The sequence below is a fragment of the Vibrio sp. Vb1729 genome, assembly GCF_033338655.1.
GTDB classification, from domain to species: Bacteria; Pseudomonadota; Gammaproteobacteria; order Enterobacterales; family Vibrionaceae; genus Vibrio; species Vibrio alginolyticus.
In genome coordinates this window covers 40280-61358 of the sequence record NZ_JAWOTB010000014.1, presented here as the reverse complement: position 1 = coordinate 61358, position 21079 = coordinate 40280, and the positions used below count along the sequence as shown (strand labels likewise).

At 46.9% G+C, this 21079-nt stretch carries 14 protein-coding genes; 3 read left to right on the top strand and 11 right to left on the bottom strand.

The genetic code is table 11. From position 1 onward, the window contains the following. Positions 1–233 precede the first annotated feature (233 nt). The 3 genes from acs to R7E29_RS09430 all read right to left on the bottom strand — a co-directional run bounded on the left by acs (position 234) and on the right by R7E29_RS09430 (position 4913). The gene (gene acs, locus R7E29_RS09440) at positions 234–2186 is read right to left on the bottom strand and encodes an acetate--CoA ligase (RefSeq protein WP_054577285.1); all 1953 of its coding nucleotides are present in this window, start codon (positions 2184–2186) and stop codon (positions 234–236) included. 237 nt (positions 2187–2423) lie between these two features. After that, positions 2424–3053 carry a 3'-5' exonuclease gene (locus tag R7E29_RS09435; RefSeq protein ID WP_005382363.1) on the bottom strand — a complete coding sequence of 210 codons (630 nt, stop codon included), beginning with the start codon at positions 3051–3053 and terminating at the stop codon, positions 2424–2426. Positions 3054–3086: 33 nt separating this feature from the next. Further along, positions 3087–4913 (bottom strand): DUF294 nucleotidyltransferase-like domain-containing protein, encoded by a 1827-nt coding sequence (locus R7E29_RS09430; protein ID WP_054577284.1) that lies wholly within the window; start codon positions 4911–4913, stop codon positions 3087–3089. 233 nt (positions 4914–5146) lie between these two features. Here R7E29_RS09430 and R7E29_RS09425 point away from each other — a divergent pair, with 233 nt between their 5' ends. Continuing rightward, the gene (locus tag R7E29_RS09425; RefSeq protein WP_042523701.1) at positions 5147–6334 is read left to right on the top strand and encodes a 3-phenylpropionate MFS transporter; all 1188 of its coding nucleotides are present in this window, start codon (positions 5147–5149) and stop codon (positions 6332–6334) included. A 135-nt stretch (positions 6335–6469) separates the two neighbouring features. Further along, on the top strand, positions 6470–9901 hold the full coding sequence (locus tag R7E29_RS09420) for a PAS-domain containing protein (protein WP_054577283.1): 3432 nt from the start codon (positions 6470–6472) through the stop codon (positions 9899–9901). 91 nt (positions 9902–9992) lie between these two features. Here R7E29_RS09420 and R7E29_RS09415 read toward each other — a convergent pair whose 3' ends face one another. The 5 genes from R7E29_RS09415 to R7E29_RS09395 all read right to left on the bottom strand — a co-directional run bounded on the left by R7E29_RS09415 (position 9993) and on the right by R7E29_RS09395 (position 14567). After that, entirely contained in the window at positions 9993–11378 is a 1386-nt protein-coding gene (locus tag R7E29_RS09415; protein WP_054577282.1) for a class II fumarate hydratase, read from the bottom strand. 17 nt (positions 11379–11395) lie between these two features. Next, the gene (locus tag R7E29_RS09410) at positions 11396–11773 is read right to left on the bottom strand and encodes a hypothetical protein (RefSeq protein WP_005382370.1); all 378 of its coding nucleotides are present in this window, start codon (positions 11771–11773) and stop codon (positions 11396–11398) included. 199 nt (positions 11774–11972) lie between these two features. After that, a complete protein-coding gene (locus R7E29_RS09405; RefSeq protein ID WP_005382371.1) occupies positions 11973–12455 on the bottom strand; it encodes a hypothetical protein in 483 nt (160 codons plus the stop codon). 108 nt (positions 12456–12563) lie between these two features. After that, the gene (locus R7E29_RS09400) at positions 12564–14291 is read right to left on the bottom strand and encodes a sodium:solute symporter family protein (RefSeq protein WP_054577281.1); all 1728 of its coding nucleotides are present in this window, start codon (positions 14289–14291) and stop codon (positions 12564–12566) included. Between the two features lie 12 nt (positions 14292–14303). Beyond that, a complete protein-coding gene (locus R7E29_RS09395) occupies positions 14304–14567 on the bottom strand; it encodes a DUF4212 domain-containing protein (protein ID WP_005382373.1) in 264 nt (87 codons plus the stop codon). A gap of 520 nt (positions 14568–15087) precedes the next feature. Here R7E29_RS09395 and R7E29_RS09390 point away from each other — a divergent pair. Beyond that, complete coding sequence (locus tag R7E29_RS09390; RefSeq protein ID WP_054577280.1) at positions 15088–16839, top strand: potassium/proton antiporter; 1752 nt, start codon at positions 15088–15090, stop codon at positions 16837–16839. Here R7E29_RS09390 and R7E29_RS09385 read toward each other — a convergent pair. The 3 genes from R7E29_RS09385 to R7E29_RS09375 form a co-directional block, all read right to left on the bottom strand. After that, positions 16836–17465, bottom strand: coding sequence for a response regulator (locus tag R7E29_RS09385; RefSeq protein WP_005382375.1), 630 nt, complete (start codon positions 17463–17465; stop codon positions 16836–16838). The two genes, R7E29_RS09390 and R7E29_RS09385, sit on opposite strands and share 4 nt — an antisense overlap. A 194-nt stretch (positions 17466–17659) precedes the next feature. Beyond that, on the bottom strand, positions 17660–19492 hold the full coding sequence (locus R7E29_RS09380) for a protein-disulfide reductase DsbD (protein ID WP_054577279.1): 1833 nt from the start codon (positions 19490–19492) through the stop codon (positions 17660–17662). Between the two features lie 161 nt (positions 19493–19653). Beyond that, a complete protein-coding gene (locus R7E29_RS09375; RefSeq protein WP_005382378.1) occupies positions 19654–20961 on the bottom strand; it encodes an anaerobic C4-dicarboxylate transporter in 1308 nt (435 codons plus the stop codon). Positions 20962–21079: the final 118 nt, after the last annotated feature.

The following is a 21079-nucleotide window of genomic DNA, read 5'->3' as shown; positions in this document are numbered from 1 at the left end:
TTTTTGTTAAAACCGAGCAAATTTTAAAAAATCGACCAAGATTATAGCTAATTCATAGCAATTAGCAGCAATTTACTGGTCTAATCTCCTAATAGCCACTCTCGTTTCTGTAACCAAGTTAACAAAAACAACATAATTGCCATATTTTTTTTGTGGCCAATTTGTGCACTAAAGCAAAAAACCGCCATGAGTGATGGCGGTTTTTAAAGTGCTTTTAAAACAGTTGGTTGAATTTATGCCAATTCTGCTTTCTCTGCGATAAGCTTGTCTACCACGCTCGGATCGGCAAGCGTTGACGTGTCTCCGAGGTTGCTTGTATCGCCCGTTGCAATCTTACGCAGGATTCGACGCATTATCTTACCAGAACGAGTCTTCGGTAAGGAATCTGTCCAGTGCAGTACATCTGGTGTCGCGATTGGACCAATCTCTTTACGCACCCAATCTTTAACTTCTTTGTGCAGCTCAGCTGACGGGAATTCACCATCGTTCAATGTAATGTAAGCGTAGATAGCTTGGCCTTTGATGTCATGTGGAATACCAACAATCGCCGCTTCTGCAATCTTGTGGTGCGCCACTAGCGCTGATTCAATTTCAGCGGTACCCATACGGTGACCCGACACGTTTAGTACGTCATCAACACGGCCAGTGATCCAGTAGTAGCCGTCTTCGTCACGACGAGCACCATCACTAGTAAAGTACATTCCCTTGAAGGTTGAGAAGTAGGTCTGTTCAAAGCGTTCGTGGTCGCCATAAACAGTACGCATCTGACCTGGCCATGAATCAAGGATCACCAAGTTACCTTCTGCTGTGGTTTCTTCAATGATGTTGCCCATGTTATCAACCAGTGCAGGTTGGACTCCGAAGAATGGTCGAGTTGCTGAGCCTGGTTTTAAGTCTGTTGCGCCTGGTAGTGGTGCAATTAAGATACCGCCGGTCTCTGTTTGCCACCAAGTATCAACGATAGGCGAGCTCTCGTTACCAATCGTTTTGTAGTACCACTCCCACGCTTCAGGGTTGATAGGCTCACCTACTGAACCCATTACACGTAAGCTTGAACGTGATGTCCCTGCTACCGCTTCGTTACCTTTTGCCATTAGTGCACGAATAGCGGTTGGCGCAGTGTAGAGAATGTTCACTTGGTGCTTATCAACCACTTCACTCATACGAGCCGTGCTTGGGTAGTTTGGAACACCTTCAAACAGAATGGTTTTGGCCCCGTTCGCTAGTGGACCATAAATTAGGTAAGTATGGCCTGTAATCCAGCCCACATCCGCGGTACACCAGAAGGTTTCACCTGGTTGATAATCGAAGACATATTTAAAGGTCATTGCCGCGTAGACGAGGTAACCGCCTGTAGTATGTAGTACGCCTTTAGGTTTACCTGTCGAGCCAGATGTGTAGAGGATGAACAGCGGGTCTTCGGCTTTCATCTCTTCTGGTGGGCAAACGTCAGAAACGTTGGCTGTTGCTTCGTGCCACCAAACATCACGGTGTTCATGCCATTCAACATCACCACCTGTACGTTTAAGCACGACGACTTTATTGATGGTTTTTACGTCTGGGTTGGTTAGTGCTTCATCCACGTTCTTTTTCAGTGGAACAGCGCGTCCGCCACGTACGCCTTCGTCAGCGGTGATCACGACTTTAGCGTCAGAGTCGATGATACGGCCGGATAGTGCTTCTGGTGAGAAACCGCCAAATACTACGGTGTGAACCGCACCAATACGGGTACAAGCGAGCATCGCCACTGCGGCTTCTGGCACCATTGGCATGTATAGACACACCACGTCGCCCTTGCGTACGCCTTGCTCTTTCAATGCGTTGGAGAATTTACACACTTCTTTGTGCAGTTCGTTGAAAGTGAGTGTTTTGTCGTCGGCTGGATCATCGCCTTCCCAAATGATGGCGACGTCGTCCCCGTGTTCTGCAAGATGACGGTCAATACAGTTAGCCGAGACGTTCAGTGTGCCATCTTCAAACCAGCGAATATCAACATGGCCAGTGTCGAAAGAAGTGCTTTTTACTTTGGTGAAAGGTTTGATCCAATCAACGATTTTGCCGTGCTCGCTCCAGAAGCCCTCTGGATCGGTTACCGACTGCTGATACATGGCTAAGTAAGTATCATTATCCGCGTGTGTATGAGTTTTAATATTTTCTTTTACCGGATAAACGTGGGCTTCGCTCATGGCTTCTCTCCTTGTGCCTTATTTCTCGGCCTTACACCAATCTAGATAAGATTTTGAATATATTTTTGTAGGGCTGTTTTTTGGTTCTAAATAACTTGGTCGTGGTAATGACGACGTTGTGCTTATAACTGTCAGTCACCGCGCGTATTTCCACAATTAGACTTTAGGATGAGAGTGATGGAAGCGCCGGGAAATCGCTGAAACAAAAGTATTTCTGGGAGCTAGGTCAACTGATTTTTATGTATACGGCGCGGTTAGGTTGGGTAAATCGCCTTTCGTTAAGCGGACAAAGACCAAAGCGGCAGAAATCGCGTCTTGCAAGGCGTCGTGTTTGTCTTGGATAGGAAGTTCGAGGTGTTTACAAATGGCATCCAGACTTAAGTCGAAATAGGCATTCGGCAAATGTCGTTCCAACTTATCGTGATAAATCTGACTGACCTCGATAAGTGGGTTAGGAAGTGGGAAGCCAAGTTGCCGCAGACAAGCAAGGTCTAAGATCTTTTTATCGTAACGAATGTGATAGCCCACAAGTGGTCGGTTGCCGATAAAGTCGAGCAGCTCGAGCAGCGCCTCTTTTTCACTGATGCCATCGACTAAGTCTTGGTGGCGAATTCGATGGATCTTGACCGAGCCTGAGTCGAGCGATTGCGGCGCGCGTAAGCGGACTTCAAATGGTTGACTGGTGATGATGCGGTTGTCGATGATCTTGGTGGCTGCAATAGTCACCAGCTCGGCGCGATTTGGATCAAGGCTGGTGGTTTCGCAGTCAAGAGAGACGTATTCTGTTTTATCTGGCGTGCAAAACAGCGACTGATAAGGCGAGCCTTTCAATTTGTAATGCCAGTATTTGCGTTGTAACCAGTTCATTGCCTACGCCTCTGTGATTTATGAAAATCAGGGTTAATCACGAATTTGATAATGGAAGCCTAAAAATTGCTTAAATTTCTTCACCACATGTAAGCTGTGGCGAAGCAAATCACGCTCAGTTCTATCCAGTTGTTTAATATCAATGTTATTCAACGCTTCTTGCTTTTTGAGTTGCTGATTAAGACGAAGTTTAAAGAACAATTTCAGTGCTTCGTTGAGATTATCTGCCGTTTCGGATTCTAAGATGCGCTTATTTCTCAGAGCTTCAATGCGTTCAAACGTGTTCTTCTCTTCAATGGCATACTCCAAAGACAAGGCGCGAATGCCGTGTACAATTGGGAAAATACCGCCGCGTTTAATGTCCAATCCGTCTTTAGCACTTTTTACGTTGCCAAATAGAGTTAGGGGCACCGAAAACTGCAAGGCAGGGCGAGTAAAGTCAGACAATATCAACATGCGATCTTTCATTGTGTCACGAAGATGCGCCGCAATTGGAGCCAGCAGCTCGCAATTCCCAGCAACAGCATGGGCGTCACTGAAAATAGCTAAGTCCATGATTTGTTCTGGTTCGGCTTTAGCTATCCAGTGGTTTAGGGTACTTATCCATTCTTGCTGTGTTTTGACCCATTTCGGGTTGTTAACCATCACTTTACCAGGGCAAAGTGGATAACCGAGCTGTTGTAGGGTGTGTGTGAAGGATCGCATCACTTGTTCGCAATGAGGCCATTCCAAACCATCTTGAATAATCAGGGCATTGTCTTGATCGGTTTTGAGAATTTGCTCTCCTCGGCCTTCAGAGCCGAGTACGATCAAGCAACAATGGTCGTGCAAGGCTGGTGGTATCACTAACTCGAACGCTTTCTCGATAATTTGTTCGTTTACGGCTGAGATAAGCTCCATGATGAAGCGAGTGCGGATGCCGTTTTTCAATAAGCTCTCGACCAATTGACGTTGGCGGTTTGAGGCCAAAGCGAGCTCTTCCACGCTGCTTGCTCGAGCAATACTGAGCGTTAACACGTGAGAGTGGGTTGAGAACGCGCTGAGAATTTGGGTCATATCCAGCATGCCGACGGCTCTGTTGCCTTCACATACCATGAGGCGTTTCATTCTATTTCTGGTCATTGTGATCATGGCGTTGAATAGAAAGTCACCATCATCAACGTGATAAACAGGAAAGCTCGCGATCTCACCCACTGGTGTGTCGAGCGCGCAACCATCTATCATCACAGAATGCAGCATATTAGTACGAGTCACTATTGCGTACGGGTGGGCTGATGGCCATTTTTCCAATCGTGGATCATCGCCATGGAGTTGAACCAATGCAGCGTCAATCCCATTTTCTTTTAAGGCACGCGTTACCTCGTGAATTGGTGTATTTGGTTCAAGGATCATCGGTGGGTGATAAATGCTGCGGTCAACTTTAGTGAGAATAAACTCCGCTAAGTTTTGCTGTTGATGGGCCGCTTCGATGAGCTCTTGCCGTTTCGATAAATTGTTATCGAAATAGGCTGCAAACTGGCCATTTTCGTTGTAAAGGGCAAGGAAAACTTCTTTCGGCAGTAGGTAAGAGAGCGTGTCCTCAAGCGCGATGTAGTGATGACGTACCTTGTCTTCAAGTAACGAGCGTACATCGAACATATCGTCGTTGGCATAATGTGCGAACACTTCCTGTTGATCGTTGGAGCGCTCTTCTACCGCGCCTTTGATCAGAATATGTAAGTGGGGGTTCTTCTGTCCGCAGGATAAAATAACATCTCGAGCTCGATAGTAGGCGACGTCCAGAGACGATCGCAGTCGCGTTTGTTGTGCTTCAGTTAAGCGATCGAACGGTGGAGATTGCATGTTAAATTTGTCAGGCATGAGAACACCCAATAATGATGGAAGGAACACTCTCTAAGTCTGACAAATTTCTTACCGGAAGCCAGACGACTTTGGTCTAAATTACGATGTTTTCGCTTGAAGATGCCAAATGTCGCAAAGTTAGTATTCCATCGAGGAAACGATAAGTTTCTTATTCTTCCCTTTTTATAATACGCATGGCGATCCATAATTCCCGGCTCGAACGTTGGTGTTCCCGTTTTAGGATATTAGTAATGTTGAAACCTTCTCCGTATGGCTGGATTTCCCAGTACTTTCTCGGATTCTTCTTTGCGTATGGCGTGTATCTGCCATTTTGGTCACTTTGGTTTAAGGATCAGGGCGTATCTTCGACAGATATCGGTTTGCTGGTCGGGTTAGGCCTTGCGACACGTTGTGTTGCCAATATCGTGATCACCCCACGAGTACACAAAGTCGAACATCTTATGCCTGCTTTACGTTGGTTGAGTTTCGCTGCCCTCCTTTTTGTTGGATTTCACTTTTTTACGGGTGGTAGCTTTTGGTTAATGGCACTAGCGACAGTGTTGTTCAATCTTTGTTGTGGACCGATTATTCCGTTGTCGGACGCGATGGCAAATTACTACGCTCGCCTGAAAATGCTCGATTATGGCCGCACGCGGCTATGGGGTTCGATCGCCTTTATCGCAGGCTCGACGGCAGTGGGCTACCTGGTGGCTGAATTTGGCTCCGATATGATCTTGTACACTGCGATGTTCGGCGTGTTTATCTCGTTGCTGTTTGCTATGCGACCGACTAACCCAATGCCTGTAACGCACGGTGGGCAAAGCGCAGAACGTCCAAAGCTGACCGCTCTTTTGACCGACAAGCCGATACTAAAATTCTTAGTGTTGGTGTCACTAATTCAGGGCAGTCATGCGGCTTACTACGGCTTTAGTGCGATTCACTGGAAGGCCGCTGGTCACTCGGAAGATGTCATTGGCTACTTGTGGAGCTTAGGAGTGGCCGCAGAAGTGGCAGTGTTTGCATTGAGTAAGCGCTTATTCGTAGGTTGGTCAATACGCGCGCTGTTTATTGCTGCTGCCGTTGGTGTAATGATGCGTTGGGGTATTACGGCGTCGACAACATCAATTATTGCTTTGGTGGTTGTTCAACTATTGCATGGTGTGACTTTCGCTACCGCACACATTGCCGCGATCCAATATATCCAAAACTCCGAAGAAAATAAGATCGTAGCGTTGCAAGCGTTGTATAACGCGATTCCGTTGGGCGCATTTATCGCGTTAATGACCGTATTGAGTGGCTGGGGTTATGAGCACTGGGGATCGCTTGTGTTCTGGGGCATGGCCGCGATGGGGTTATTGGCTCTGTTCATCAAGCTTGATTCGCAAGACCCACATCAGGTGGTTGATGTATCAGACAAGCCACTTGAAACACAGAATTAGACTTATGTAACAAAGGTTAAAAACTAAGCTTTGTCTCCGTTATCAAAGCAGTGTTAAATGAAACCTCTCCCTCATGGAGAGGTTTTTTTATTCTCTTGCTTTAAAAGTAGCAAGAAAGGCAAGAAAGGATATCGGATGCAAGGATGGCTGGTGGTTCCCGTTTCTTTAGCGTATTTGGGAGCTTTATTTATCATCGCGTGGTACGGCGACATTCAGAAAAGGTGGCTAGCGCGCTGGCGGCCTTGGATTTATAGCCTTTCCATTGCGGTGTACTGTACATCGTGGACCTTCTACGGCACGGTCGGGCAGGCCAGCAGTAATCCTTGGTCTTTCTTGCCTATCTATATTGCTCCCATTTTAGTGTTTACCATCGGATGGCGCGTTTTAGCTCGGCTTATTTTGATTGCTAAACGGGAACACATCACGTCGATTGCTGACTTTATCGGAGCACGCTACGGTAAATCCCAAGGTTTGGCCGTGGTTGTTACGCTCATAGCGGTTGCGGGAATTTTGCCGTACATCGCTTTACAGCTGCGTGGTATCACTATGGGGCTTGAAATCATTGCTCCGGAGCTGGCTACTGATTTTGGTTATCAAAACGATAGCGTGTCGTGGTTTGTTGTGGTCGCATTGGCGATTTTTACGATGCTATTCGGTACCCGCCACATTGATAACACGGAACACCATCGTGGGATGATGATGGCAATTGCCTTCGAATCCATTATCAAACTGCTGGCTTTTTTAGTGGTTGGTGTTTTCATTGTTTGGTTGGCGATGAACACCGAGAATTTGAGCTTAATTGATGTTGCCGCACAGACGTATCAGTCACCAAATATCCCGACTATATTGATTCATACTGTACTCACGATGCTGGCGATCGTTTGCCTTCCGCGACAATTCCATACGATGGTTGTGGAAAATGAACGTGCTCAAGATTTGCACGTGGCTCGTTGGTTGTTCCCCATTTATCTGATCTTAATGGGGATTTTTGTTTTACCTATTGCGTGGGTAGGGCAAGGTCTCTTGAGTGGCGCTTCGCCTGATACTTATGTCATCAGTGTGCCGATGTCGGTAGGGGCGAGTGAAATCGCCTTACTTGCGTTTCTAGGCGGTACTTCAGCGGCAAGTGGCATGGTTATCGTATCGACGATTGCCTTAGCGATCATGGTCTCGAATGACTTGGTTATGCCATTGCTATTGCGTCGCATGCGACTGACGCAGCGTAACCATCACCATTTTTCTGAATTATTACTGCGGATCCGCCGTGGTTTGATATTAGTTTTGTTGATTGGCGCGTGGTGTTTCTATCAAGCGTTGGACACTATTCATTCACTGTCTGCTATCGGCTTTCTCTCGTTCGCGGCTATCACGCAATTCGCTCCTGCGCTGGTTGGCGGTATGTATTGGCGTCAAGGGAATAAGAAAGGTGTGTATGTTGGCCTCGCGGTGGGTTTTGCTACCTGGTTGATTACGTTAATGAGCCAAACAGACATGCTTGCCGGAGACGCCAGTAATAACTTCCTGATCTGGTTGATTACGCCACCAGAGGTATTGGCTAGTTTTGATATCGCGATTTCAGATTGGGGGATGATCCTCAGTGTGGTCGCTAATGCAGTGTGTTTTGTTGTGGTTTCTATGGCTACCCGACCAAGCCTAAGTGAGCGCTTACAATCGGCATCATTCGTTGGTACACCGCTGCCTGAAAGCGAAAATATGAGTCTGTACCAGAGCCGCGTTACGGTTGCAGAACTGGAAATGCTAGCGTCTAGATTTGTAGGACGAACGCGAGTTAAAGCGGCGTTTCAAGCCTACTGGAGCCAGCAACGAGAAGAGTTGATGCCGAATCAACAAGCGCCATCTTCTCTGATTCGGCATACGGAGCGTGTGCTAGCAGGGGTATTTGGAGCATCTTCTGCTAAGTTAGTACTTACTTCTGCTCTGCAAGGAAGAAACATGCAGCTTGAAGAGGTGGCGACTATCGTCGATGAAGCCTCTGAACTGTACGATTTTAGTCGGGGTTTACTCCAAGGCGCGATTGAGCATATTGGACAAGGTATTGCGGTCGTCGATAAGCAACTACGCTTGGTAGCGTGGAACCAACGCTATTTAGAACTCTTTGAATTTCCGCCAGGCCTGATTCAAGTAGGTCGACCGATTGCGGATGTGATTCGGCACAATGCAGAGCAGGGGTTGTGTGGCCCTGGTGACCCTGATGACCACGTTCGTCGCCGTGTTTATCACCTTGAGCAAGGGACTCGGCACACCTCTTCTCGGGTTCGTCCCGATGGTCGCGTGATAGAGGTGCAAGGTAACCCAATGCCAGGTGGTGGCTTTGTGATGAGCTTTACCGACATCACCGTATTCCGTGATGCAGAGCAAGCACTGAAAGACGCCAACGAGACATTGGAAGAAAGGGTACGTCTGCGGACTCGAGAATTAGAACAACTCAACAAGCAGCTGGTGGAAGCGACGCAGCGCTCTGATTTGGAATCGAAGTCCAAATCACGGTTCTTGGCGGCAGTAAGCCATGACTTGATGCAACCGCTCAACGCGGCGCGTCTATTCGCATCTTCACTATCGGAAGTCGCCAAAGACAGCGAAGCCAAAAAGCTGTCAGCACACATTGAAAGTGCTTTAGAGGCTGCCGAAGACTTAATTGGAGATTTGCTGGATATCTCGCGTTTGGAATCGGGCAAGTTGGAAGTCAACGTGCATGGCTTTGCGTTAAATGATGTGTTATCGAATTTGAATGCTGAGTTTAGTGCGTTAGCCAAACAGCAAGGTATAGAGTTCACCATGATTCCGTCCTCACTCATGGTTAAGTCGGATCCCAAACTGCTGCGCCGTGTGGTGCAAAACTTCCTGACCAATGCGTTTCGTTATAACCCGAATGGCAAAGTCGCACTCGGTGTTCGCCGCGTGAAAGGGCGAGTGCGTATTGATGTATGGGATAATGGAGTGGGGATTGAAGAAGAGAAGCAGCAAGAGATTTTTGAAGAGTTTAATCGCGGAACTCAAGTTCGTTCCGACCAAGGCCTCGGACTTGGTTTGGCGATTTCGAAAGGAATTGCTCAGGTACTTGGGCATGAAATTTCGATGCGCTCTTGGGTTGGAAAAGGCAGTGTTTTTTCCATCACCCTAGATAAAGCTGATCATGTTCAGCCTCATCCAGTTCACGTGGCAATGAGTAAGCAATCTGAACTTGGTCATCTGAGAATCCTATGTGTCGATAATGAGCCTGACATTCTAGTCGGCATGGAAAACTTACTTTCCCGATGGGGCTGCGATACACGAGTTGCGATTGATTTAGTTGAAAGTCTACAAGCGCTTGAGGATGGTTGGATTCCGGATGTAATTTTCTCCGATTACCGACTTGATGATGGTCGTACTGGTTTAGAAGTGCTACAGCAATGCCGCCTAAGATTAGGCCACAGCTTTGAAGGCGTCATCATCAGTGCAGATCGTACCGATGATATGCTTGATGGCATCAAAGCAAATGGGTTCAGCTTTATTGCTAAGCCAGTTAAGCCGCTTAAGCTGCGTTCGGTGCTCAATCGAGTCGCTTAGGATTGGAGTGTTTGAAAAATCGCTATAAAAAGAGACCTCCGAATGGAGGTCTCGATGTTTGTAATCTTAGTTGATAGGCTGAGTTTGCCGCTTATTCTGCGACGCCGCCTTGAGTCAGTTTGGCTGGATTAAGCAATCGCTCTAGTGTGGCTCTATCCAAATCAGTTTCTTCTTCCGCGACATCAATAATCGCGCGTCCCTGTTTGTAGGCTTTTTTCGCGACTTCTGCCGCTTTTAGGTAACCAATGACCGGGTTGAGAGCCGTGACCAAAATAGGGTTTTTGGCGAGTGCTACATCCAAGTTATCTTGGCGAACTTCAAACGTCGCAATGGCTTTGTCAGCTAAAGCGGTTGCGCTGTTAGAGAGTAACTCGATGCTCTCCAATACGTTATGAGCAATAACTGGCAGCATGACGTTAAGCTGGAAGTTGCCCGCTTGGCCTGCGACGGTAATGGTGGTGTCATTACCAATGACTTGCGCTGATGCCATAGCTGCGGCTTCTGGGATCACAGGATTTACTTTGCCAGGCATGATGGAAGAACCCGGTTGCAAGCCTTGTAATTCAATCTCACCTAAACCAGCCAATGGACCTGAATTCATCCAACGAAGATCATTTGCGATCTTCATGATCGCAACTGCTGCTGTTTTGAGCTGTCCCGACAGAGCGACGATCGCATCTTGACTGCTTAAATTGAAAAAGAAGTTATCACTGGCCATGAACTGAATACGAGTTGACTGGGTTAGGTTGCTAGCGAATAAGTCTGCAAAGCGTGGATCGGCATTGATCCCCGTTCCAACCGCCGTACCACCTTGGGCTAAGGCTTTTACAGCAGGAAGTGTTTGTTCAATCGCTTGTTTTGCATGCTCGATTTGGAACTGCCAACCGCCAAGTTCTTGAGCAAAGGTAATTGGCATCGCGTCCATTAAGTGGGTGCGACCGGTTTTTACAACATCTTTCAATGCTTGTTGCTTAGACTCTAGTGTTTGGCTTAGGTGTGACAGGGCCGGGAAGAGCTGTTTTTCAATGGCTAATGCTGCGCTAACTTGAATGGCCGTTGGTACCACATCGTTGCTGCTTTGTCCCATATTGACGTGATCATTAGGGCTGACAGTGCCGCCTAGATGCTGGGAGGCCAGTGTTGCAATTACCTCATTCGCATTCATATTTGAGCTAGTACCTGATCCGGTTTGAAATACGTCAATTGGGAATTGCTCAATATGATTGCCTTCGATAATTGCTTGAGCTGCGTCAGCAATCGCGTTGGCAATATCTCCCTCAAGCAGCCCTAGCTGTGCGTTGGTGAGTGCCGCAGTCTGCTTGATGTGTGCTAACGCTTTGATAAAACCAGATGGCATTTTATGTTGACTGAATGAGAAGTTATCGACGGCGCGTTGAGTCTGGGCTTGGTAGAGAGCATCTGCAGGGACCGTTACTTCGCCCATACTGTCAGTTTCTATGCGGAATTCGGTGCTCATGGTAGGGATCCTTTTGGTTAATCGAGTGAGATTTGAATCAGGCGTAATTGTTGTTGTAGTGCGAGAAATTTCACGTCGCCTTGTTCAAACTGGTAGTAATAGCGTTTGAGGCAAAATAATGGCGTATGGATAGAATCGAGACAGACACGACGGAAGATACGACTGCGAGTTGAGTCTTGAATTGCGTCTAGTAAATGGAAATAAACCTGACGTAAAAACAGCTCACACAACAATAGATTTTCTTCATCGGCATCGTGTTCATAACAAGAAGACAACACCATTCCCCAATGAATATAGTCATGAATCACGTCTGGCTCAAAGCCATGTGGTGCGGCGAGAAGGAATCTATCTTGGGCTTTAAAAAATGCGTTAAAGATGTCCCGTTTGTTGTCCATAACCACCTCTCATTAAATGTAATGATAATTATTATCAATTAAGTTGTGGGTTGGCAACCCTTTTTAGAGTAAGAGGTTGTTGAAGAAAGACTTACGGAAACAAAAGCCGACGCAAAGGCGTCGGCTGAGTAGGAATTCATTTATGCTGAGTGAAACTAAGTCACTGTCGTTTGAATACCGGTGAATTAGCTTGTCGCCGTTATTCAGTAAATAAGGTTTCGTACTTCACAAATGCGGTTTGTGTTTCACCATAATACAGTGTGCCGCCTGATTGAATGACGACTCTTAACCAGCTTTCTGCAGATGCAGGCTTTGGTAAGGTGATGTACCAGCTTTGGCCTGCTTGATCGGCGGGCTTCATATCAATCGGTTGAGCGTTTTTCTCTTTGTCACTCACAATAGAAACTTTAACCCCTTCGAGTGGGTAAGCGGCGTTGAGTGACAATTCTAAGTTATTTTTAGTGAGTTTTTCAGAGCGAAATTTCACTTTAAAATCGCCATTTTCCATATCACACAGACCACTGGTGTAACGACAATTAGACTTACTCGCGAGTTTGTAAGTTTCCCCTTCTTGCGCCGCGTGGGGTTTCTCGCTGAGGGCCATATCGGTACCGAAGTAAGCGATCAAAGAGAGAACTGGCGCAATCAGTAGAGCGAGAATAAAGTGCTTGTTTTTGAACATCTTGGCTTCCTTGCAACGACATACTGCGAATATGGTAACTGAAAAGTGAGAATAAAAAAGCCCCGGACGGCTGGTTCCAAGCGGGGCTTTTGTGGTTTTGATTAGTTTTTAGTGATCCACTGCACTACCAGCACCTATTGGCACGCGAACGTGTTCGACTAGGTCTTTTACTTCTTGTGGCGTTTCTGCTGTTACTTTGGAGACAGCGAATGCGACGATGAAGTTAAATAGTGCGCCGATAGCACCAAACGCGTTTGGCTCAATACCTAGGAACCAGTTTGTTCCCCAGCTTTCTAGATACTTCCAATCAGCAACGAAAAGGATGCCTTTGTGTTGGAATACGTAGAACAGCGTAATACTGATACCCGCAATCATACCGGCGATTGCGCCTTCTTTGTTGATGCTCTTGCTGAAGATGCCCATCATCAATGCAGGGAAGATGGATGAAGCGGCAAGACCAAAGGCGAGTGCTACCGTACCTGCGGCAAATCCAGGCGGATTTAGACCGAGATAGCCTGCGGCTGCTATCGCTACTGCCATTGATATTCGACTAGCAAGTAGCTCTTTTTTCTCGGATATGTTCGGATTGATAACCCCTTTGATTAAGTCATGGGAAATAGCTGAAGAAATGGCGAGTAGTAAACCTGCTGCGGTAGATAGTGCAGCTGCAAGACCACCTGCTGCCACAAGTGCGATCACCCAGTTTGGTAGTTTAGCGATCTCTGGGTTAGCCAATACCATGATGTCGTTATCAACGCGCAGTTCGTTGGTGGACGCATCTGAAGTGTATTGGATATTGCCATCGCCATTTTTATCGTCAAAACCGAGTAGTCCAGTTGTTTCCCAGTTTTTGAACCACGCAGGACGCTCGTCATACGCTAGGTGCTGACCCGGAGCTGGATTTACCGTATTCATTAGGTTGAGACGAGCCATCGCTGATACCGCTGGTGCTGTAGTGTAAAGGATTGCGATGAAGATCAGAGCCCAGCCTGCTGATGTACGTGCGTCGCGAACCTTCGGCACGGTAAAGAAACGGATAATTACGTGTGGTAGACCGGCAGTACCAATCATCAGTGACATGGTGTAGACAAACATATTAAGTGTGTCGCCACGTACTTGGGTCGTGTATTCACTAAATCCGAGTTCGGTCACAACTTGGTCAAGCCGATCGAGTAGATAGACATCGGTACCAGCCATGGTACTCCCCAGACCAATTTGTGGGATTGGGTTACCAGTGAGTTGCAGAGAGATAAAGATTGCAGGGATAGTGTAAGCAAGAATGAGTACGCAATATTGAGCAATCTGCGTGTAAGTGATGCCTTTCATGCCGCCAAGAACCGCGTACATGAAAACGATACACATACCAATTAATAGGCCAGTGGAGTAGTCCACTTCTAAGAAGCGACCAAACGCAACACCCACGCCTTTCATCTGACCGATAACATAAGTCACTGATGCGATGATAAGACAAACAACCGCTACGATACGTGCGGTATTGGAGTAAAAGCGTTCACCAACGAACTCTGGCACCGTAAACTTCCCAAATTTGCGTAGGTAAGGTGCTAGCAACAGCGCAAGCAGAACGTAACCACCAGTCCAACCCATTAGAAATACTGAGCCGCCATAGCCCATGAAGGCAATTAAGCCTGCCATTGAGATAAACGACGCTGCGGACATCCAATCGGCTGCGGTTGCCATACCGTTTGCAATCGGGTTTACACCGCCACCAGCAACATAAAACTCTTTGGTTGAGCCGGCGCGAGCCCAAATAGCAATCCCGATGTACAGGATGAACGTGGCGCCAACGACCAGGTAGGTAATAGTTTTCAAATCCATCTGAGTGACTCCTTATTCGTCCACGCCGAATTCACGGTCAATTTGGCGCATCTTCCATGCGTAATAGAAAATAATTCCTAGGAACGCATAGATGGAGCCTTGTTGAGCAAACCAGAAACCGAGTTTGTAACCGCCTAGTTGAAATTGATTTAGTACGTCGACAAATAAAATGCCGCAGCCGAAAGACACGACGAACCAGATGACCATTAGGCCGATCATGAGCTTCACGTTTTTGTCCCAATAGGCTTTGGCTCTTTCTTCGCTTTCAAATGCCATTGCCGTCTCCTTACGATTGGTATTGTTGTTAATGAAATGTTTCAATATGTACATTAGCAAGGTGTTGGCAATAACTCTTTTCAACTTTAGTCGGGGTGTTAAAAATGAAGAACCCCCATATTATGGGCTTTTGCAGCGAAAAAAGGGGTAAAACGTTATGTTAATAAACTGTTAAGTTAGCCAAAGGTCTAAAGGTTGATTGGATAAACAGGCATGATTAAGACGGGCCATTAATCTTTTCTTCATTGAACTTGGAGATGCTGTGTAAGTATTGGTGGTGATCTTGTGGCTCTTAAAGAGAGAAGGCGTAGATAAGAAAGCTCACAAGTAATTTATTTACATAAAGTTTTCGCATCAAATCACCGTTTTAACGCACAATAAAGTAATATAACTGAGTCATTCTCGTACAACCTCGCATTTTGAGACGGTGTAAAGGGGAGGCAGATTAGGGCATTACCTCATTAACGAAGTAGCCTTGCTCATCACAATTATTATCGTTTTTCATTAAGGGAGGGTGAGAATGGACGCAGACACCATTAACAGTTTTTTTCTAATAGGTGCGTTGTTAATCGCACTTAGCGTTCTTTTAAGCCCAGTGTCTTCTAAGTTGGGAATCCCAATTCTTTTGGTATTTTTAGCCGTTGGAATGCTAGCGGGGGAAGACGGCTTAGGCGGCATTTTATTCGATAACTTTTCGATCGCTTATTTGGTTAGTAACCTCGCATTAGCCATCATTTTGCTTGATGGTGGGATGAGAACGCGGGTCGCCAGCTTTAGGGTTGCGTTATGGCCCTCGGTCTCTTTGGCGACATTTGGCGTTGCGATCACCACCATTTTGACCGGGCTGATGGCAACGTGGTTATTCGACTTAGATTTATTGCAAGGCATATTGGTTGGTGCGATTGTTGGTTCCACCGATGCTGCCGCGGTCTTCTCTCTACTCAAAGGTCGTAGCCTGAACGAACGTGTTGGTTCAACGCTGGAAATTGAATCCGGCACCAATGACCCAATGGCGGTGTTTCTGACCGTAACTCTGATTGCTATTTTAGCGAACCCTGGCGCAGATTTAAGTGCGGGCTTTTTGGCGTTCAGTTTTCTTAAGCAGTTTGGTATTGGCGCGTTACTTGGCTTCGCTGGTGGCTGGATCTTATGGAAAGTTATCAATCGCAATCAATTACCAGATGGGCTGTATTCTATTTTAACGGTCAGTGGTGGCTTGCTTATTTTCGCTTTATCTAACACTTTGGGTGGCAGTGGTATTTTGTCGATTTACCTTGTTGGTCTTTTATTAGGTAACCGTCCAACACGCAGCCGCCACTCTATTCTTCATGTTTTAGATGGTATGACGTGGCTAGCTCAAATTGGTATGTTCTTGGTGCTTGGTTTGTTGGTTACGCCATCCAATTTACTCTCTATTGCGTTGCCAGGTCTTGCGCTTGCTTTCGGGATGATTTTGTTTGCCCGACCAATCTCTGTTTGGATTGGTTTACTGCCATTCAAGAGTTTCACGCCACGTGAAAAGTGGTTTGTCTCTTGGGTAGGACTGCGTGGTGCTGTACCTATCATCCTCGCGGTATTTCCGATGATGGCAGGGTTGCCAGATGCTCAACTGTACTTCAATTTGGCATTCTTTGTAGTAATGGTGTCTTTGATAGTACAAGGGGGCACGTTGACTAAGGCGATGTCTCTTGCAAAGGTCGAGCTACCTTCTAAGCCTGAGCCAATTTCGCGTACGGGTGTAGAGATTTACCCGACCAGTGAGTGGGAGCTGTTTATCTATAGACTTAAAGCAGATAAATGGTGCATTGGTGAGCCATTACGTAGTCTTTCGATGCCGGAAGGAACGCGTATCGCCGCTGTATTTCGCAGTAAAGAGCTATTGCACCCATCCGGCAGTACGCGTCTTGAGGAAGATGATACCTTGTGTGTATTAGCACAAGAAAAGGATTTAGATGCACTGAGCTTACTGTTTAGTGAAGCCCCAGAGAAAGCGTCGCTAGCGCGATTCTTCGGTGACTTCTTCCTCGATATTGAAGTGAAGCTTGCCGATATTGCCGTGATGTATGGTTTGAATCTGGGGGATGAACCGCTGGATAAAAGTTTGAGAAACCTTGTCGAAGAGCAATTAGGTAGCACGCCAGTATTGGGAGACCATTTCGAGTGGCAAGGTTTGCATTGGATCGTCGCTGATGTTGTTGATCAGCAGGTCACTAAAGTCGGTATCCGATTGCCAAACGAAAAAAGTAAGTCTGACGATAAGATGTCAATCTAGTCGCTCATTTCCGTCAGCATAATCACGGCTTGCGTGCGGTTCTTTACACCGAGCTTACGGAAAATCGCTGTCATGTGCGCTTTTATGGTAGCTTCCGAAACATTCAATTCGTAAGCGATTTGCTTGTTCAGCAAGCCATCGGACAACATTCCCAACACTTTATATTGCTGCGGTGTTAGCGCAGCAATCTTTTCCGCTAAGTCATTACATGCCGCGTTATTGGTGATCAACCCTTCAGGGAAGTATGGGTCGCCATTCAGCACTTGATTGAGCGCGTTCACTAATTCGCGCATGTCGCTGGACTTGGGAATAAAACCAAATGCACCATGGCTTTTCACCTGCGTCACGATCGCCGGCTCTTCACTCGCTGAAACGACGACGATAGGTAAATCTGGATGCTCTGCTCGCAAATGAATCAAGCCAGACATACCATTTGCTCCTGGCATTTTGAGATCCAATAGCACTAAATCTGGCTCTTCCTCTCGCTCCAACAAAGCCAGAAGTGCGTCGAGTGAGTCCGCTTCCAGCAAATTTGCACCACTAATAGCCATGTGGATAGATTGAAACAAGGCATTCCGGAAGAGTGGGTGATCATCTGCAATAATGATGGTGTAGGTCGAATCCATGACGTTAAACACTTTTGACTATTTCGTTAAATTTATTATTGTCCAGCTTTGAGAGAGTGGACAATATTTATTCGCTAAAAGTCTGAACCAAATCGACTTTTATTAGGAAAATTGCATATAAACGCAATGTTCTTATTCAAATCTGAGCAATAAAAAACGCCAGTGGACATCACTGGCGTTTGAATATCTGGTTATCAGAACTGCTTGATATGCTCTAAGAAAGGCTCAGCTTGCATGAATCCCGTCAAACGAGCGTTTGAAACGTGTTCGCCACTGGCATCCCAAAACTCAATTGTTGGTAAACCAAGTACATTCATGTGCTTCAGTAGTTCGATGTCTTGCACTTGGTTTTTGGTCACGTCCGCTTGCAGAAGAACGAAGTCTTGCAGTTTTGCTTCGACGCTTGGGTCATGGAAGGTGTACTTTTCAAACTCTTTACATGCTACACACCAATCGGCGTAGAAATCGAGCATGACGGGTTTACCTGCCGCTTTCGCAAGTGCCAGTTGTTCTTCAAGCTCCGCCACGTTAGCAATGCGAGTAAAGCTAACAGTGGCTTGCTGAGTTTGTGTTGTGCTGTTGCCAAACCAGTAATTTAAGATAGGTTGTGCTGCGGCTAGCAAACCTAAGACGGCGATTATGCCCACGGCACTTTGTTTCCAGCCACCAAACTCTAGACTGTTTTTGATGTGGTATAGCCAACCAAAAGCAGCAATACCCAGTGCTGACCACAGAATCGTTGACCACATTTCTGGCATGATGCGTTCTAGTAAGAAGATAGGTGCGGCAAGCAGAATAAAGCCGAACAGCGTTTTCACGCGGTCCATCCAACCGCCGGCTTTTGGTAGCAACTTGTTGCCAAATACCGCTACAAGGATCAGCGGAATACCCATGCCCATCGCCAGCGCGTATAACGCGATACCACCGGTAAGCAAATCGCCGCTTTGTGCCACGTAAAGTAGCGCACCAGACAGAGGTGCCGTGGTACATGGTGAGCACACCAGTCCAGAAATCGCCCCCATGGCGAATACGCCTGCACTGCTGCCGCCCTGTTGCTTATTACTTAAGTTATTCAACCATGTTTGAACGTTGCTTGGTAGCTGTAATGAGTACAGACCAAACATAGACAAAGCGAGTGCGATGAACAGTACGCTCAAGCCAATCAGCACATAAGGGTGTTGCATTGCTGCTTGGAACTGCATACCTGCAGATGCCACCACAAGGCCGAGTAGGGTGTAAGTCAGCGCCATGCCTTGTACATAGACAAACGACAAGCCTAGCGCACGGCGCTGACTCAGTTTGCCACTGCCAAGCACGATGCTGGTCAGAATTGGGTACATCGGCAGCACACAAGGTGTAAACGCCAAGCCCACACCAAGCGCCAAGAACAGAAGTGGTGTCCACCAGTTATCAGCAAGGTTGGCTGCAAGGCTATCTTGCTGTGTTACTGGCGCTGATGATGTGTCATCAGACGTAGATGATTGCGCCGCTGGTGGCGTTGCTGTTGGTGCTTGTTCTGCTTTTGGTATTGTCGTCGCCGCTGTTGAATCTGAGTTCGACGAAGTAAACGCGCTGATAGGAATCACGCGAGTTTCTGGCGGGTAACAGAAGCCTGCTTTCGCACAACCTTGGTATTGCACCACCACGCGCGCACCGTCTTGCCAATCATGCATTGGTACATTAACGAAGAGAGGTTGAGTATAGATATGCACGTCACCAAAGAATTCATCTTTATGCGGTGTGCCGTCTTCCATTTGCAGTTCGCCTAGCGATACTTTCTCACCAGCTACAGACAAGCGCTCTTGATATAGGTAGTACCCGTCACGTACCTGCCAATCGAGCATCAATTTGTCATCTTGCTGGTAGAAGTTAAATGGAAACGCCTGATCAACCGGAACAAAGCTGTCGCTGCTGCTACCAAAACTGTTGTTCTGGCTACTGTTAAACTGGTCTTTGCCAAATAAAGCTAAAGACGGAGTGGAAAAGGTAATGAGCCCTAAGAGTAAAACGGAAAGTAATGCGCGCATAAAAGAGTCAATTCATCTTAGATAATTGCCGTTAGTGTAACTCAATCAGACCCGGAGGCGAGTCAATAAGTTTCATGAAAATGAAGATTTATTGAGCATAAATCAAGACAACAGGCAATAAAAAAGGGAGCCGAAGCTCCCCGAGTAAGACTCTGTTTCTACTAGATCAGTAGACCACCGAATGCGAAGCCAAGTGCTACCGCAGAAGCGATGGTTACCACACCAGGTACAAAGAATGGGTGGTTGAATACGTACTTACCGATACGAGTTGAACCCGTGTCGTCCATCTCAACCGCTGCTAGAAGCGTTGGGTAAGTTGGCAGCACGAATAGCGCACTTACTGCTGCGAAAGATGCAACTGCGGTAAGTGGTGCGACACCGATTGCTAGTGCTGCTGGCATCAGCGCAACAGTGGTTGCACCTTGTGAGTAAAGCAGCATTGAAGCGAAGAATAGAACGAGTGCTAGCATCCATGGGTAGTCTGCTAGTAGCGCACCAGCCACTTCTTTGATGCCGTCAACGTGCGCGTTAACGAACGTAGAACCTAGCCATGCCACACCAAGAACACACACACACGCTGTCATACCAGAGCGGAATGTTGCTGCGGCTGGGATTTTGCCAGCATCGATTTTACAGCTCATTACGATAGCTGCCGCAGCTGCTAGCATTACCGTCATGATAGCTTCGTTACGGCCTAGAGCAGGGTTCTCGATAAGACCCACAGAGCCAGAAATTGCTGCTGCGTAACACACGACAAATGCGATTGCGCCTAGGAAGATGAAGGTGGCTTTCTTCGCTGTTGGTAGGATTTCGCGTTTTGCTTCTGTATTTAGCTTGATTAAGCCTTTTTCTAGACGCTCTTGGTATTCAGCATCGTCTTTTAGCTCACAGCCCATGAAGTTCGCCACGAACGCACCGATCATGCACGCGATGAACGTCGTTGGGATACAGATTGCTAGTAGTGTTAGGTAGTCAACGCCAAATGGGTGCAGCATTGCCGCGAACGCTACAACAGCCGCTGAGATTGGTGATGCGGTGATAGCGATTTGCGATGCTACGACCGCGATAGACAGTGGACGAGAAGGGCGCACGCCTTGGCCTTTCGCTACTTCTGCAATCACTGGCAAAGTAGAGAATGCCGTGTGGCCAGTACCCGCCATTAATGTCATTAGGTAAGTTACGATAGGCGCATAAAAGGTGATGCGCTCAGGATGCTTGCGCAAAAAGTTTTCAGCAACTTGCACCATCCAGTCTAAACCACCCGCTACCTGCATTGCTGCGATAGCGGTGATTACAGACATGATGATCAAAATTACGTCAACGGGAATGTAAGCTTGGCTTGTTGGTACGCCCAAGATCAAAGACAACGCAATGACCCCAGCACCACCGGCAAAACCAATGCCGATACCACCGATTCTTGCCCCCAAATAGATGAAGAGCAGAACCACGAAGAGTTCGACCATGACCATATTGATACCTCTTTAGTTTTTTATTTGATTCTGATTTTTTGAACACTCAGGAACAGGAGTAAATGCTCAGAGAATGAGAACCTAGTGGTTTAGCGGCAATAAAAGCATATAAAAAATG

Bases quoted from the DNA above. Each gene is read 5' to 3' on its own strand.
- acs (WP_054577285.1), bottom strand. From the start codon at position 2,186: ATGAGCGAAGCCCACGTTTATCCGGTAAAAGAAAATATTAAAACTCAT.
- R7E29_RS09435 (WP_005382363.1), bottom strand. From the start codon at position 3,053: ATGAACTGGTTACAACGCAAATACTGGCATTACAAATTGAAAGGCTCG.
- R7E29_RS09430 (WP_054577284.1), bottom strand. From the start codon at position 4,913: ATGCCTGACAAATTTAACATGCAATCTCCACCGTTCGATCGCTTAACT.
- R7E29_RS09425 (WP_042523701.1), top strand. From the start codon at position 5,147: ATGTTGAAACCTTCTCCGTATGGCTGGATTTCCCAGTACTTTCTCGGA.
- R7E29_RS09420 (WP_054577283.1), top strand. From the start codon at position 6,470: ATGCAAGGATGGCTGGTGGTTCCCGTTTCTTTAGCGTATTTGGGAGCT.
- R7E29_RS09415 (WP_054577282.1), bottom strand. From the start codon at position 11,378: ATGAGCACCGAATTCCGCATAGAAACTGACAGTATGGGCGAAGTAACG.
- R7E29_RS09410 (WP_005382370.1), bottom strand. From the start codon at position 11,773: ATGGACAACAAACGGGACATCTTTAACGCATTTTTTAAAGCCCAAGAT.
- R7E29_RS09405 (WP_005382371.1), bottom strand. From the start codon at position 12,455: ATGTTCAAAAACAAGCACTTTATTCTCGCTCTACTGATTGCGCCAGTT.
- R7E29_RS09400 (WP_054577281.1), bottom strand. From the start codon at position 14,291: ATGGATTTGAAAACTATTACCTACCTGGTCGTTGGCGCCACGTTCATC.
- R7E29_RS09395 (WP_005382373.1), bottom strand. From the start codon at position 14,567: ATGGCATTTGAAAGCGAAGAAAGAGCCAAAGCCTATTGGGACAAAAAC.
- R7E29_RS09390 (WP_054577280.1), top strand. From the start codon at position 15,088: ATGGACGCAGACACCATTAACAGTTTTTTTCTAATAGGTGCGTTGTTA.
- R7E29_RS09385 (WP_005382375.1), bottom strand. From the start codon at position 17,465: ATGGATTCGACCTACACCATCATTATTGCAGATGATCACCCACTCTTC.
- R7E29_RS09380 (WP_054577279.1), bottom strand. From the start codon at position 19,492: ATGCGCGCATTACTTTCCGTTTTACTCTTAGGGCTCATTACCTTTTCC.
- R7E29_RS09375 (WP_005382378.1), bottom strand. From the start codon at position 20,961: ATGGTCATGGTCGAACTCTTCGTGGTTCTGCTCTTCATCTATTTGGGG.